We start from the raw sequence: 14,306 nt of genomic DNA, 5'->3' as shown, positions 1-14,306 counted from the left end.
TCGTTCCGAGTCCACACTTCCGACCATGATCGAATTGAATCTCGAGCGCGACAGGCGCGCCGCTCCCACGCTCGTCGACCAGGTCGTGCAAGGCTTCGCGCAAGCCATCGAGGCGCAGTCGCTGCGCGCAGGCGCGCTGCTGCCGTCGGTGCGGCAACTTGCGCAGACGCATGAGTTGAGCACCTTCACGGTGACGGAGGCGTACAACCGTCTGGTGTCGATGGGGCTCGTGGTCGCGCGGCGCGGCTCCGGTTATCGCGTCGCGGCGCGCTCGCCTGCGCCGCGAGCGGCCGTGACCGACTGGCAGCCGCCGAGCCTCACCGCGACGTGGCTTCTGTCCGACGTATTCGCCGATCATTCGGTGCCGATCAAGGCCGGCGGCGGCTGGCTGCCGAACGAGTGGATCAACGAAACCGGTTTGCAGCATGCGTTGCGCGCGATGAGCCGGGTGCCTGCCGCGCGGCTCGGCGATTACGGCCATCCCTACGGCTTCGCGCCGTTGCGCGAGCGCATCGCCGAGCAGCTCGACCGGCGCGGTCTGCCCGTCGACGTGTCCAACGTGCTGCTCACGCAGGGCGCGACGCAAGGGCTCGATCTGATCGTGCGCACGTTGCTGCGCGCAGGCGACGCGGTGATCGTCGAAGATCCCGGCTATTGCAACCTGCTGCAGATTCTCAAGCTCGCCGGACTCGTCGTGCATGGCGTGCCGCGCACGCCTGCGGGCGTCGATACCGAGGTGCTCGAAGCGCTCGTCGCGGAGCACAAGCCGAAGGCCATTTTCGTCAACACGACGCTGCAGAATCCGACCGGCGCGACCTTCGGCATGTCGGCGGCGTTCCGCCTGCTGCAGATCGCGGAGCGTCAGCGCATGTGGGTGATCGAGGACGACGTGAGCCGCGAACTGGCGCCGTCCGGCGCGCTGCTTTTTGCCGCGATGGAAGGCTTGCAGCGCGTGCTGTATGTCGGCGGCTTTTCGAAGACGGTAACGCCTGGCTTGCGCTGTGGCTACGTGGTCGCGGAGCGCGCGGTGCTGCGCGAACTGGCGCGCACGAAGATGGCGGTGGGCTTGACGTCGTCGGAGGCGATCGAGCGGATCGTCGATAAGGTGCTGCTCGAGGGCCGCTACGCGCGTCACGTGGAAGCGGTCAACGAGCGGCTCAAGCTCGCGCATGGCACCGTCGAGGAGCGGCTCGACTCGCTTGGGCTCGAAGTGTTTCATCGGCCGCGAGCGGGGTTGTTTCTGTGGGCTCGCCTGCCGATTGATCCTGCGTCTGCCGGCGACGTCGCGACGGCCGCGCTCAAGCACGGCATCTGGCTTGCGCCCGGCTCATACTTCCGGCCGGACGACGCGCCGAGCGCATGGTTTCGCTTCAACGCCCCTTATTCGACCGACGATGCGTTGTGGCGCTTCATCGAGCGAGTAGGACGCGGGGCGGTTTAGATGCGCATCGCCTGGCGCGTCTCTCGCTCGCTTACGAGGTGGCTGCGTCCAGCAGCTTCAGCGCGATCGGATACAGCGAAAGCACGAGCAGCAGCGCCATCGTGATGTTGAAAGCGCGCAGACGCCTCGCGTCGGACAACACGCGCCGCATCGCGGTGCCAAACCCGGCCCACAGGCAGATGCACGGAAAGCCGATCACATAGAACACCGCCGCCATCGCCACCGCGTTCATGCTGTAGCTCTCGCTCAGATGGATGGTCGTGGCGGCGGTCAGCACCATCATCCACGCCTTCGGGTTGACCCACTGGAACGCGATAGCTTCATAGAACTTCATCGGCCGGCGTTCGCCCTGCCTGACCTTAAGTTCGCCCGACGTGCCGATTTTCCACGCGAGATATAGCAGGTAGGCGACGCTCGCCACTTCGAGCACGGTGTACAGCACCGGGAAATGCACGAAGGCTTCGCCGAGTCCGACGCCGACCGACAGCATCAATAGCACGACGCCGGCGCTGATGCCTGAAATATGCGGCAAGGTGCGGCGAAAACCGAAGTTGACGCCCGACGCGAGCAACATCGTGTTGTTCGGACCAGGCGTGATGCTGGTGACGAGCGCGAACAGGATGCCGGCGGGCAGCGCGCTGAGCGTGAGGTAGGACATGGCGGGCTCCGGAACGAGGCTAGAAGATTTTGACCATTCTAGCCAGCGTTGCCGGTACAGTACCGGTACGGATCGCGGGATGATGTCCGGTACAGAGAACGTGGCTTCCGCGACGTACGATTCAATCGCGTGAAAGCGTAGGGCGCTTCATACGCATCAGCTCGGTCACCTCATGCCGATCATCCGCGGATGAAATCGGGACAGTCAGCCATTTGCCGTCGGGGTAGGCGCGGGCTTCATCGTAGAGCTTCACCAACTGTGGGCTCCAGAAGTAACGCCGCGCCTCGAACTTCTCCCGTTCAGCTCGCCCCAGGACCACGAGAACCGACAACAGCCTGTATGCGGGCAACAGCGTGCAGAGCGCCTTGGTCTTCCGGTAGCGCAGCGACCAACCGCGCTTCTTGCCGCCATATAGCCAGTCTGGCACAAAAACACCGGGATACGATGCGTCGATCCAGCTCCGCAGTTCGACCCAATGCTCGAAAGCCTCCGGCCCCATCCAGTCGCGGATAGTGCGCTCGTCGGGCTGCGAAGATTTGTCGGCGATTCTGTCGCCGATCTCAGCGGACTCGTTCACGTTTGCTTTCCTCTTCATCTGCATGGGTGGAATGCTTCGCGCGGTACCGTTAATCGCGGTATCGAAAGTTCATCCAGGTCACGGCTTCTGAGCGTTAGCCCACGAGGCCTGAATGGACGCCACAAGGAGAGAAAGCGATGCAGCCAGTAGAACGACATCTTTGAGAAGGAACTGGCCAGGCAAGGCTGAAATTGCAGGGAACCCACCCGCCGTCGCTTCGGCTACGCCTGGCGTGCTCAGGAAGAAAGTCAGCGTGATGAAGTAGGTCGCGGCCGACATGGCTGCACCCAATGCGGAGAAAACGGGCACGAAGGCTCCGATAGTCAGCGCTGCCGCAGTCGACAGTTCGAGTACGCCGATAACGTCGCTTGCCCCTTGAATTCCGAACAGGGAATGCAACCAGCTCATGATCGGGCTGTGCATAATGAACGGAGCGATGCCGTTGGCTTCGTAGGCGGTGAATTTCATTGCACCGAACCAAAGAAAGACGATGACAAGCGCCCATCTGAGTAGAGCCAGACTAGAGAGCGATCCTGCGCTTTTCTCGGCGATTTGAAGACGGAGCTGATCTGTGGGAATAGACATTTTGGGTTTCCAATTCAGGTTGTCGGTCGGTCATCAGGAGCCTTCACTTTAGGCTTGCCCGATGCGGGTTTCGAGACTGCAATTGCTCAATAAAATGCTCAAAAGGATCAAAAGAACGCGGGGCTGCGTGATGTGTCGCAGGAGTCTTGATGAGATCCCGCACGGGAATTTTCAGGTGAGCAGTTTCCGGTACTGGACGAAGCCCGAGCGATGTCCGACGCTTTCATAAAGCCGCATGGCGGCAGAGTTCGTTCGGTGTGTCAGCCAGTGCACACGCGCCGCCCCGCGACGTTTCGCGTCCGCATAAACATGCTCGATCAGCGCGCGGCCGATGCCGCCGCCACGCACATCGGCCGCGACAAACAGGTCCTGCAGATAGCAGTAGTTGGCGGTTGTCCAGGTGGATCGATGGTAGATGGAATGCACCAGGCCGAACGCGTGTTCGCCCATCATGGCAAGCGCGGCATGCATCGGCTCCAACGGGTCCACGAAGCGTGCCCATGTTTCGAGCGTCACCGACTCGGGGATATTCACTTCGTAGAATCGCTGATAGCCTTTCCACAGAGGAAGCCAAATATCAAAGTCGTTCTTTTCAATGGCTTTGATCTCAACCGATAGCATAGATTTTCTCCTGGCTTGCGCGAGTACTTTTGCGCTATTCGCCTATTCGCCGATGCGTTTAACACCGTACTTTTGATAGTAAGTTTTCCTGATTTCATCCTGACTTCGAGCAGGCTCCGCGAATACATGCGCCGGCGACAGCAGCGGAGAGATCGAAAGGGTTTCGATCCGGACGACGTGATCGACGGGATACTCGGGGCCGTTCGTCGCGCGGACCCAGTCCGCGATCATCGAGTACTCGTCATCGTCTGGCGGCAGGATCGACGCATGACCTTTGAATCGATAACCGCGCCTCTCGAAGATGTCGATTACGTTGATCTCGACGGCGGGCTTGCGTTTCAGGTTTCGTATCGTCGCGGGCGAGGCGATATCGGCGAAGTAGAGAACACCGTTCCTGACTGTCAACGATGCCTTCGGCGAAAGATTCGGCGTTCCATCGTCGTTGACCGTCGCGACGAATGACAATATCGCCCGCTTGATGATCGCCTCTGCGTCGGCGTTGATTTCGATCACGGAGATCCTCGCTTGAAAAGAATGTGAGCGGCTTTATGCTTCGCTATACAGAACGTTTCGACAGCCTCGCTTCAGGCCGCGGTCACTGCCAACCCGCGCTGCACCGCCGGACGCGCGAGACCGCGCTCGAACCAGCGCTCGACATGCGAGAAGCGGTCGAAGCCGACAAGCTCACGCGCTTCATAAAAACCGATCAGGTTGCGTACCCAGCCGAGCAGTGAAATATCGGCGATGCTGTACTCAGCGCCCATTACCCAGTCGCGGCCCGCGAGCCGTTGGTCGAGAACACCGAGCAGCCGCGCTGATTCCGCAACGTAGCGATCGCGCGGGCGCTTGTCCTCATACGCTTTGCCGGCGAATTTGTTGAAGAAGCCAACCTGGCCGAACATCGGCCCGACACCGCCCATCTGCCACATCAGCCACTGGATCGTTTCGTAGCGAGTAACGGGATCGGTGGAAAGGAGTTGCCCGGTCTTCTCGGCGAGATAGATCAGGATCGCTCCCGATTCGAACAATGCAAGCGGCCGTCCACCGGGACCGTCGGGATCGAAGATCGCCGGAATCTTGCCGTTCGGATTGAGGGCGAGAAAAGCCGGGTCATGGTGCTCGTTTGCGATGATGTCGATGCGGTGCGCCTCATACGCAAGACCCGTTTCCTCCAGCATGATCCCGACCTTCACGCCGTTGGGCGTCGGTAACGAAAAGAGCTGGAGCCGATCAGGGTGCCGCGCCGGCCAGCGCGTGAAAATTGGATGATCGAGTGTCATGCTTGTTCTCCTGGGTAAGCCAGCGGGGCGGAGCCGGGGTATGGCCGGCTCTTCCGCCTCGTTTCCCAATTCCCTCGCAGACGAGGGAATAAAGTTCAGATCGAGCCGGCCGGCGTAACCGGGGGAAAGTCCTTCTCGGGATCGAACACGTTATTGAAAAAGTTCGTCAGCGAGTACATGGCCACCAGCGCGACGATCTCCATCACGTTTGCATCCGTGTAGCCGGCATCGCGGACGGCTTTCAGATCGGCGTCGCTGACTTGCCCGCGGGTCTCGATGACCTTGCGCGCAAACTGAACCGCGGCGTCGCGCTTCGGGTCGGCAGCATGTCCTTTGCGCGCGAGAATGATTTCATCGGCCGGCAGCTTCGCCATATGCTCGGCGGTAAAGCTGTGCACTGTCAGGCAGTAGTTGCAGCCGTTCACCTCGGAGACAACGAGACCGATGCTGTCACGCGTCTTCACGTCGAGTGCTTTGCTCAGCGAACCGAGCAGCGTGGCCCATGCGTTGAACGCGATCGGGCTTTGCGCGAAGCTCGACATCATGTTCGGCGTGAAGCCGATATTTTTGGTGAACGCGTCGAGCGTCGGCTTCGAATCGGCCGGCACCTGGTCCGGCGTTAAAGTAGTAGTCCTTGCCATCGTAGTCATCCTTAATTGCTGGTTTTACAGATTGAGAACGGTCATTGGGAGACCATCCGTTGGTTTGCTTCGCGCCCAGGCTGCGGGTCGAAGCGGCTTTGCCCTTCAAGCAGGCGACACCTTGTGCCTGTCTTTCACTTCATACCAGGTCCAGCACTTCGGCCACGGGACGGCGCGGCTTCTGCGCCCAGTTGCCGGCTCGCTCCACGCCTACGGACAACAGCAGAACCGGTACTTCGTCCGCGGCCAGTCCGAACTCGCGGTGTACGCCTTCGTCATCGAAACCGATCATCGGCGTAGAACCTAGGCCCATCGAGCGGGCCGCATAGATCATCGCCGCCGCGCCGAAAGTGGCGGTGCGCACGGCCTCGTCACGACGGCGCTGCGGGTACGCCATATACAGATTGCGTGCGGGGATTTCCCACTCCGGCACCATGGTTGCCGGCATGACGCCCGCTTCCACCAGCGGCGCGAGACGCTCCGGTATCACATTCGTTTCGACCAGTTGGCCGCAGACGATGAAAGTGACCGCTGCATCTTTGACCGCAGGCTGGTTCCACGCAATCGGGCTCAGTCGCGCCTTGGCTTCGGGCGTACGTACCGCGATAAAACGCCAGTTCTGCAAGTGGAAGGATGTCGGCGCACTCGTACCGATCCGCACGAGCTCGTGGATCTGTTCATCGCTCAAGGTCGCGGCTGGGTCGTAGTACTTGGCCGCGCTGCGGCTCAGAATGCATTCGATGACGGGGTTGGTCGGGTTGATTTCGGTTTTCATAAGGATTCCTGTGTGTAGGAGGGTAGGTTCAGGCGTACGAGTGCCCGCGCTCCACGCGGAGCGCAAAGCACATGTCATTTAAATCAGGAGATCAGATACCGGCTCGCCCAGGTCGAAATCATTGCGGCGGCATAGTCGGCGTCGGCGCGGCGCGTCAGCAGGTGGTCCGCGTTGTCCAGCGAAATAAAGCTCTTGGGGTGCTTCGCAGCCGCAAAAATACGCGCGGCGTTCTCGATGCCCACTGTCGAATCCAGTGGCGAATGCAGCACCAGCAATGGGATGCGCAACCCGGCGATTCGCGACTCGAGGTTGTGACACGCCAGGTCGTCGACGAGACTCTTGCGCACGACGAACGGTCTGCCAGCCAGCAGTACTTCCGCTTCGCCGTGCGCCTCGATGGTTTCAAGGCTTTGCGGTGCGAACTGATGCAACACATGGCGCGTATCGAATGGAGCAGCCAGCGTGGCCACCGCACGAATGCCCGGCATCTGGCCCGCGGCCATCAGGACGGCTGCGCCGCCGAGGCTATGGCCGACCAGGATCGATGGCGGCTTGCCGTCGCTGGTCATCGCGTTGCCGGCCGCAACCAGATCGTCCACGTCAGCGGCGAAAGTGGTGTCGGCGAAGCTTCCACCGCTATTACCCAATCCGGCGAAGTCGAAGCGCAGCACGCCAATGCCGTGAGCGGCGAGCGCTCGTGCGACGCGACTGGCGGCGAGGCTGTCCTTGCCGCACGTGAAGCAGTGGGCGAGGATGGCCCAGCCACGCGGCTCGCCGTCCGGCAATTCCAGCCTGCCGGCGAGACGGTAGCCGTGCGGTCCGTCAAATTCGAAAGCTTGTGCGCTCATAAGTCGGTCTCTCTCGTATCAGCGTGCGTTGCGTCGATGCTGTGTCAGGCGGTTAGGAGCCTCCACTTTAGGCCTCGTCGATGCGGCTTTCGAGACTGGATTTGCTCAATAAAGTATCCAAAAGGATCAAGTCGACGTGAAGCGATGATTCGGGACCGGCACCGGGACCGCTATTGGCCGTTGCGCGCCAGCCGCCGCCATTGCCCCGGCGTCATGCCCATCCTCTCGGTGAATACACGGCGGAATGACGACACCGATTGATACCCAACCGACTCGGCCACGGCCTCGGTGGTCATCATCGGTTTCTTTAACTCGTTGGCAGCGAGGCTCATCCGGATATCGGTCAACAGATCGACGGCCGAGCACCCGAGCGTGTCCTGAAAGTGCCGCATGAAAGTGGCGCGCGACATGCTGCATAAGTCGGCTAGCTCAGGCAGGTTCCAGGGCCGCGCGGGATCGGCGAACATGGCTGAAATGGCCGGCGCGAGTCGCGGATTGCCGGCCAGTGCCAGCAGGCCCGCCGGGGCTTCTTCGGATTCGCTCGCCTCGCGCAACACGAGCGTGAAGAGCGCCGAGGAGAGGGCGTTGACGATCGCGTATCCGCCGACTTTGTCACCCGTCGACTCTTCGCGCATCATCCCCACGAAGCTCGCCAGGTGGTTCGGTGCAGACCCCACATCCTTTTCACCGTGACCTTCCAGGGTCCGGACGACGACATTCGTGGGCAGGTAATTGCGGATCAGCCGATCATGAGGCGGCCCGATCAGAAATCGCCCGCACAGCATGTCAAGACGCTCGCCCTGGCCGTCGTTCTCGCTGAACATCAAACCGGCGGAATCACGGCGTTCGCACGTAGGTCCGGGCGCATGTCCGCTGCCGTCGTGCAGCACGTGCGCCGAGCCGTGAGGCAGCAGCACGACATCGCCGGCTACCAGTTCGCGCGCCGTGTCTGTCTCGGGGTCCTCGATGATGGCCCGGCCCTTGAGCACGACGTGATAGGGAACCTCTTGCGCGCTGGCCTGCGGCCAGGCCACGCGCCAAGGCGCACCATACGCGCAACGGACTTCCAGCCGGCCCGTGATGGTGATCATTTGCAGCAGGTGGCTCAGCCAATCGACTTGAGACATAGGGCTCCGTTAGGCTTCGGCATGGAGAAGAGCGCTTCAGTGGCCCGCGCTTTGTCCGCCATCGACGTGCAGGATCTCTCCAGTAATGAACGGCGCCGAATCGAGAAAGACGACAGCGTCGGCGATATCGCGTGTTTCACCCAGGCGCCCGATGGGGTTGAAAGCTCGCAGCGCTTCATGGATTTCAGGCGCGTGCATCGGCGTGTCCATGTTTCCGGGCGCGACGGCATTCACGCGGATTCCCTTCTTCGCGTACTCGATTGCCAGCGACTTCGTGGCCGCGTTGATGCCGCCCTTCGTCAGCGCCGCGAGGACCGAGTAGACCCCGCTGATTGCAACCTGATCGATGCTGGCCGTGATGCTCACAACATGACCATTCGAATGCTTTTCCATCTCGGCGATTGCTAGCTGCGTGATGTAATAGAAGCCCGCCATGTTCACGTTCATCACGGCCGCATAGTCTTCCGCGGTGTGTTCGGTAAAAGGCTTGCCGATGTAGATGCCGGCGTTGTTCACGAGCGTATCGATCCGCCCGAATCGTGCGACGCCCTCGGCGATGACACGTCGCGCGGTTGCCGGGTCGCCGATGTCGCCGGCTACCGTCAGCAGGTTCGCGTCGTCCGATGGTTCGATCGAACGCGAGGTGGCAACGACGGCACAGTCCAGTTCGCGAAATGCCTGAACGATCGCGGCGCCCATCCCGCGCGAGGCGCCGGTAACGACGACAACCTTTCTCGATGTACTCATACATGTGCTCATACTTTAGTACTTTTCAAAAGGATGGTTTCTCGGGGAATCCAGCTACTGCGGAGGCCAGGATCATGCGATGGCGATTGAGCGGCACTTGCGATCGATACACACGCGGACGAAATATCGAATCCCCGCGGCGTATCGGCTTACCGGACAGCACGCAAACGGCATCCACACGCGCGACACAGATGCCCCAGACCTGGGCCGCGCAATGACCCGAACAAGGATCGCTCCAGCATACGCTGATCGTTGTCGACGACAGCTTTTCCACGATTGAGACGCGCAAGGACGAACGTTCCTGATAAGTTACCGGCTCGACGCTTGTTCAAGCGAGGTCTGCATGAGGCTGACCATTGCCGGTTCGATCGTCGCGACGAGCGAGCGGCGAAGTTCGTTGGCGCGAGCGTCATCGATAAACGCTGTGCCTTGCAAAGGCAGGTAATGGACTGTATTGAAACCGATGCAGCCGAGGACGGCGGTGAGGTAAGGCGTGAGGAAATCCGGCTGATTGGCTCGCTCACCAGCGAACACGCCACCCGAAGCGATCGCGACGAACACGGGGCGGTCCTGAAGCATTCCCACTTTGCCGGCTGGTGTCGACTTCATCGTGCGGCCCACACGGAGGATCTGATCGATCCACGCCTTCAGAACGGACGGCACCGTGAAGTTGTTCATCGGCGTGCCGATGACAACGACATCGGAACGCTCGACTTCGCCAATGAGTTGCTCGGCGAGCACTAGCGCGTCGGCGGAGCGTCCAGCCCCGGCCAGCGACGCGGGCGTCGCGAGCGCGGCGGCATAGTCGGCGCCCGCGTGAGGTATCGGTTCATAGCCCAGATCGCGGCGGCTGATACTCGCGTCGGGGAGGATCGAGAGGAGCTTGTCGACGACTGCCGACGATAGCTGCCGGCTGTGCGACTCCCGTCGCGGACTGCAATCGATGTGCAGGATATTCATGCGGCTTTCTCCAGCGGCTTCACAAGGGCAATGGCGGAATCGGCCACCTGTTCCCGCACATCGCCGGTTCTACTAATCATCAGACGAGCGCCAGCACATCGGCCACGGGACGGCGCGGCTTTTGCGCCCAGTTTCCCGGACGCTCCGCGCCTATCGACAACAACATCACCGGCACTTCGTCGTCGGCGAGTCCGAACTCGCGGTGCACGGCCTCGGCATCGAAACCGATCATCGGCGTCGAACCCAGGCCCAGTGAGCGGGCCGCATAGATCATCGCCGATGCGCCGAAAGTGGCCGTACGTACCGCTTCGTCGCGCCGGCGCTGCGGGTGCGCCATGTACAGATCGCGTGCGGGGTTTTCCCATTCCGGCACCATCGCGGCGGGCATGACGCCCGCTTCCACGAGCGGAGCGAGGCGCTCCGGTATGACGCTGGTATCGACCAGTTGGCCGCAGACGATGAACGTAACCGCTGCATCTTTGACCGCGGGCTGATTCCACGCGATCGGGCTAAGCCGTGTCTTGGCCTCGGGCGTACGTACTGCGATAAAGCGCCAGTTCTGCAAGTGGAACGATGTCGGCGCGGATGTGCCGATTCGCACGAGTTCGCGGATCTGGTCGTCGCTCAACGTCGCAGCCGTGTCGTAGTACTTGGCGGCGCTGCGGCTCAGGATACATTCGATGACTGCATTGGTCATGGTTAATCCTATGGGTGAATAGATAGTTCGATATGCGAATTATTTCTCGCTCGAATCCGTCGATCGGGCATGGCCTGGTATCTCCCTATTGGGCTCACATTTCTACCTGCTATGGTGGGAATATTCTGTACCATCGATGGTACGAATAGAAGAACCAAGATTCCCCATTTTCGTGTGTACCAAGAACATGCATCCAGACCTGCAAATTCGGCTCGATCGGACAGCGAAGCTGCCCCTCGCAGAACAGATTCGTGCGAGCATTAGCAGGACCATAGAGGCCGGGCTGCTCGCACCCGGCACGCGACTGCCGTCGTGGCAGGACCTGGCGGCGCAGCTCGGCGTGGCGCGCGGTACGGTTCAAGCGGCCTATGAACGGTTATGCGACGCGCAGATGATCGAGACATTCGGGGCGGGCGGCACCCGCGTCGCCCCGCGGCCGCGCGTGGTGGCGACTCAGGCGCAAGCGCCGCAGCTCGGCGCCTTTATGCGGGCTTATGAGGAGATGAACGCCGGGCCGGCGATCTTCCAGCTCGGCATTCCGGCGTTTGAAGGTCTGCCCGAACAGCTCTTTGCACGCGCGCGTTCTTCCAATCTGCTGAAGACCGGATGCTTGTCGTCGCTGCTCTATCCCGATCCGAGAGGGGAGTTCGAACTACGCAGAGAGATCGCGGGCTATCTGTCCATCGCCAGAAACGTCCACTGCTACCCGGAGCAGATTTTTATCACTTCCGGATACAGCGCCGGCTTGGGGCTTGCACTGCGGGTGTTAGGTCTGGAAGGCAGAAAGGTCTGGATGGAAGAGCCCGGTTTCATGGTCACGCGCAAAGGCCTGGAACTCGCGCGTTTGAATATCGTGCCGGTGCCGGTGGATGCAGAAGGCCTCAACGTAGGCTATGGCATCGAGAACGCCGCGGACGCCGCGTTAGCAGTCGTGACGCCAGGTCAACAAGCGCCACTCGGCTCCACGCTGTCGCTCAGGCGACGGCTTCAACTGCTCGAATGGGCAGCCTCGAGCCACGCGTGGATCATCGAAGACGACTACCTCGGCGAGCTCCAACTGCAAGGCAGGCCCGCACCTGCGCTCGCGTCGCTGGACGAGGGCAAACGGGTCATTCACATCGGTTCGTTCAGCAAGACGATTAGCCCGGGGCTGCGGCTTGGATTTGTCGTCGCGCCGAACGAACTGGCCAACGCATTCGCCGAGGTCGCCGCAACGCTTGCCCCGGCACCATCGCCAGTCATTCAACTCGCCACAGCGCAATTCATGCGTGACGGCCACTACATCCGGCGCGTGCGCCGGCTCAAGCGTCTTTATTCCGCCCAGCGGGACGCGCTATGCGAACAGTTACGAATGCGCGACGCGGAGTGGGTCAATGCCGGCCTGGCAGTCCTTCTCCGACTCCCCGACGGCGCGCCCGACGTGCGGATCGTTCGCGAAGCGATGACCGTCGGCATGGCGCCATCGCCGTTGTCCGTGTGGTTTGCGACTCCGTCGTGGACATTACCGGGGCTTTTGCTCGGCGTTGCGACGGCGCCTGAGCAGCACCTGGCCACGTCGTGTCAGCGACTCTTTGAGATCATCGACCGATATCGCTGACGAGATGCACACCGAAGCCGAGTACACGATAAATAATCGCCCTTCCCATTTGTTGTAATTCTCATACAGCGTTTAGAACGGGCAATTGACAGTTTTTGTAAATTAAGTAATTCGACGGCAAAAAAATATCAGTCGAAGCTTATCGCGGCATTCATTCAATTCGCACCGAAGATCGCCAATGCTGTTCCAGAAATGCCGAAACAATCCAGCCGGCCAGACGGTTTGCCATCACCGGCGGTTCTGCATCGGCGTCCGGTTGTTTAAAACACACGTCGGCCCAGGACGCCCGCCCCGCCGTCATCTGGCGGTCACCAGGCCGATGCCAGGCAGTTGCTACAGATCATTCAATCCTGCCCCGATTGTTAAATAAACAATACACGTCGTTATTCTGTGGATTTAAGTAGACAAATAAATGGGCATATGCCAAAGTCCCGCCGAGCACTTGCCTTACCAACCGTTACAGCGCTGTGACGCGTGTTGCCGCATTGGACAAAAGATAGTGCTCGCAGAGTTTTCGAAAAGAGATACTGACGATTGTCGGAGAGTTCGTGCCACGCGGACGCACCGATAGCGCAACCGAACAAACCGAACGACCGAACAAGCAGCTTGGTGAGGGCACGGCAATATGAGCACCCAGAGGGTAACAGGCTGTCGATACGGCCAAAAACAGGTAGTCAATCTACTTCAATCAGCATTCCCACGCGCTCCTTGCGCCGGCCGCTGAGCAATTTTCGGCCTGCTACTTCGCGTCTCGATGCCAACGGTTAATGCCTCTTCGCATGTCGAGGACGGGTCTGCTGCGCCCGTGCTTGCACACCGTGTCGTGCAACGAGCATGCGTCGCGTAAATGCCGCCGGGTTTCAGCGCAACGACCGTGAAGGCCATGCCGCCCAAGTGCTAATGAAGGATGACACCCCATGCGTGTGCTGATAGTCGAAGATGATCCCGTTCACGCGAAATCCGCGGCGCGGGTCGTGGAGCCCCTGGGGCACGAGATCGTCGAAGTGAGTGACGGCGAGCAGGCGGTCCGCCTGCTGCGCTCGGAGCCGTTCGACCTGGTGATTGTCGACTGGCTGCTGCCCAGAATGACCGGTTTCGAACTGCTTTACTGGATTCGCCGCACGCTCGGCGCATCGCCTGCCGTGCTGTTCGTGACCAGCAAATCGCTCGAAGACGACGTCGTGCTCGCGATGGAAGCGGGCGCCGACGACTACCTGGTGAAGCCGTTTCGCGTCGCAGAACTGGTGTCGCGCGTGAACGCGCTGCTGAGGCGCGCAACGCGCGGCAACGAGCACGGCGGCCTCATCTGCGCGGGCGAGTATGTGCTCGATTCCGTGGAGCGCACCGTGTCGCTGCGCGGTCAACGCATCGAACTCACGCCGAAGGAATTCGATCTCATCGCATTCTTCTTCAACAATCTCGGCAAGCTGTTATCGCGCAAGGTGGTGAGCATCAGCACGTGGGGGCGTGAACTCGATCCGGCTTCGCGTACGCTCGACACGCACATCTATCGCGTGCGTCAGAAGCTTGCCCTCGCACCTGAAAACGGACTGCGGCTGAGTTCCGTCTACACGCACGGTTATCGTCTCGAGGCCGTGCCGGCGCGCACGCTTCATCCCGCGGCGTCGAGCCATCATTCGCCTGCGCAACCAATGCAGGCGGCGCAGTGGGCGCCGGCCGGACTCGCCTATGAGTAAGCGGGCTAAGCGGCCTAAGCGGGCGGCCTGTGAGCGTGTCCGACCAGCGGGACAG

17 protein-coding genes are annotated in these 14,306 nt (G+C 61.0%); 3 read left to right on the top strand and 14 right to left on the bottom strand.

Annotated features, from left to right (window positions below; translation table 11 throughout):
- Positions 1-25 precede the first annotated feature (25 nt).
- Positions 26-1,441 (top strand): aminotransferase-like domain-containing protein, encoded by a 1,416-nt coding sequence (locus ABIE53_RS20735; RefSeq protein WP_192699702.1) that lies wholly within the window; start codon positions 26-28, stop codon positions 1,439-1,441.
- A gap of 31 nt (positions 1,442-1,472) precedes the next feature.
- Here the strand turns inward: ABIE53_RS20735 and ABIE53_RS20730 are convergent, their stop codons facing one another.
- From ABIE53_RS20730 to ABIE53_RS20665, 14 genes are all read right to left on the bottom strand, one after another.
- Positions 1,473-2,099, bottom strand: a complete 627-nt coding sequence (locus ABIE53_RS20730) for a LysE family translocator (protein WP_006049582.1) — start codon at positions 2,097-2,099, stop codon at positions 1,473-1,475.
- Between the two features lie 121 nt (positions 2,100-2,220).
- The gene (locus ABIE53_RS20725; protein ID WP_502922738.1) at positions 2,221-2,700 is read right to left on the bottom strand and encodes a DUF3788 domain-containing protein; all 480 of its coding nucleotides are present in this window, start codon (positions 2,698-2,700) and stop codon (positions 2,221-2,223) included.
- A gap of 54 nt (positions 2,701-2,754) precedes the next feature.
- On the bottom strand, positions 2,755-3,261 hold the full coding sequence (locus ABIE53_RS20720; protein WP_006049580.1) for a YkgB family protein: 507 nt from the start codon (positions 3,259-3,261) through the stop codon (positions 2,755-2,757).
- A 171-nt stretch (positions 3,262-3,432) separates the two neighbouring features.
- A complete protein-coding gene (locus ABIE53_RS20715) occupies positions 3,433-3,882 on the bottom strand; it encodes a GNAT family N-acetyltransferase (protein WP_006049579.1) in 450 nt (149 codons plus the stop codon).
- A gap of 42 nt (positions 3,883-3,924) precedes the next feature.
- Entirely contained in the window at positions 3,925-4,395 is a 471-nt protein-coding gene (locus ABIE53_RS20710; protein WP_192699704.1) for a pyridoxamine 5'-phosphate oxidase family protein, read from the bottom strand.
- A 71-nt stretch (positions 4,396-4,466) separates the two neighbouring features.
- Positions 4,467-5,162: a glutathione S-transferase N-terminal domain-containing protein gene (locus ABIE53_RS20705; RefSeq protein WP_192699705.1), complete on the bottom strand. Its 696-nt coding sequence runs from the start codon at positions 5,160-5,162 to the stop codon at positions 4,467-4,469.
- 95 nt (positions 5,163-5,257) lie between these two features.
- Positions 5,258-5,803, bottom strand: coding sequence for a carboxymuconolactone decarboxylase family protein (locus ABIE53_RS20700; protein WP_192699706.1), 546 nt, complete (start codon positions 5,801-5,803; stop codon positions 5,258-5,260).
- 139 nt (positions 5,804-5,942) lie between these two features.
- Positions 5,943-6,578: a nitroreductase family protein gene (locus ABIE53_RS20695; protein ID WP_107706893.1), complete on the bottom strand. Its 636-nt coding sequence runs from the start codon at positions 6,576-6,578 to the stop codon at positions 5,943-5,945.
- 83 nt (positions 6,579-6,661) lie between these two features.
- Positions 6,662-7,426 (bottom strand): alpha/beta hydrolase family protein, encoded by a 765-nt coding sequence (locus tag ABIE53_RS20690; protein ID WP_192699707.1) that lies wholly within the window; start codon positions 7,424-7,426, stop codon positions 6,662-6,664.
- Positions 7,427-7,596: 170 nt separating this feature from the next.
- Complete coding sequence (locus ABIE53_RS20685) at positions 7,597-8,553, bottom strand: AraC family transcriptional regulator (RefSeq protein WP_029966769.1); 957 nt, start codon at positions 8,551-8,553, stop codon at positions 7,597-7,599.
- Between the two features lie 36 nt (positions 8,554-8,589).
- The gene (locus ABIE53_RS20680) at positions 8,590-9,300 is read right to left on the bottom strand and encodes an SDR family NAD(P)-dependent oxidoreductase (RefSeq protein WP_192699708.1); all 711 of its coding nucleotides are present in this window, start codon (positions 9,298-9,300) and stop codon (positions 8,590-8,592) included.
- A 25-nt stretch (positions 9,301-9,325) separates the two neighbouring features.
- Positions 9,326-9,589 carry a DUF3331 domain-containing protein gene (locus ABIE53_RS20675; protein WP_081652980.1) on the bottom strand — a complete coding sequence of 88 codons (264 nt, stop codon included), beginning with the start codon at positions 9,587-9,589 and terminating at the stop codon, positions 9,326-9,328.
- 20 nt (positions 9,590-9,609) lie between these two features.
- Positions 9,610-10,260 carry an FMN-dependent NADH-azoreductase gene (locus tag ABIE53_RS20670; RefSeq protein ID WP_192699709.1) on the bottom strand — a complete coding sequence of 217 codons (651 nt, stop codon included), beginning with the start codon at positions 10,258-10,260 and terminating at the stop codon, positions 9,610-9,612.
- A gap of 79 nt (positions 10,261-10,339) precedes the next feature.
- Positions 10,340-10,957: a nitroreductase family protein gene (locus ABIE53_RS20665; protein WP_006049570.1), complete on the bottom strand. Its 618-nt coding sequence runs from the start codon at positions 10,955-10,957 to the stop codon at positions 10,340-10,342.
- A gap of 187 nt (positions 10,958-11,144) precedes the next feature.
- Between ABIE53_RS20665 and pdxR the strand changes: the two genes are divergently transcribed.
- Both pdxR and ABIE53_RS20655 read left to right on the top strand, forming a co-directional pair.
- Positions 11,145-12,554 (top strand): MocR-like pyridoxine biosynthesis transcription factor PdxR, encoded by a 1,410-nt coding sequence (gene pdxR, locus ABIE53_RS20660; protein WP_029966762.1) that lies wholly within the window; start codon positions 11,145-11,147, stop codon positions 12,552-12,554.
- A 917-nt stretch (positions 12,555-13,471) separates the two neighbouring features.
- Positions 13,472-14,251, top strand: coding sequence for a response regulator transcription factor (locus ABIE53_RS20655; RefSeq protein ID WP_192699710.1), 780 nt, complete (start codon positions 13,472-13,474; stop codon positions 14,249-14,251).
- Positions 14,252-14,306 lie beyond the last annotated feature (55 nt).

The organism is Paraburkholderia sp. OAS925 (genome assembly GCF_040543975.1).
In the GTDB taxonomy this organism is placed as follows: domain Bacteria; phylum Pseudomonadota; class Gammaproteobacteria; order Burkholderiales; family Burkholderiaceae; genus Paraburkholderia; species Paraburkholderia graminis.
This window is presented reverse-complemented; position numbering and strand designations above follow the sequence as displayed.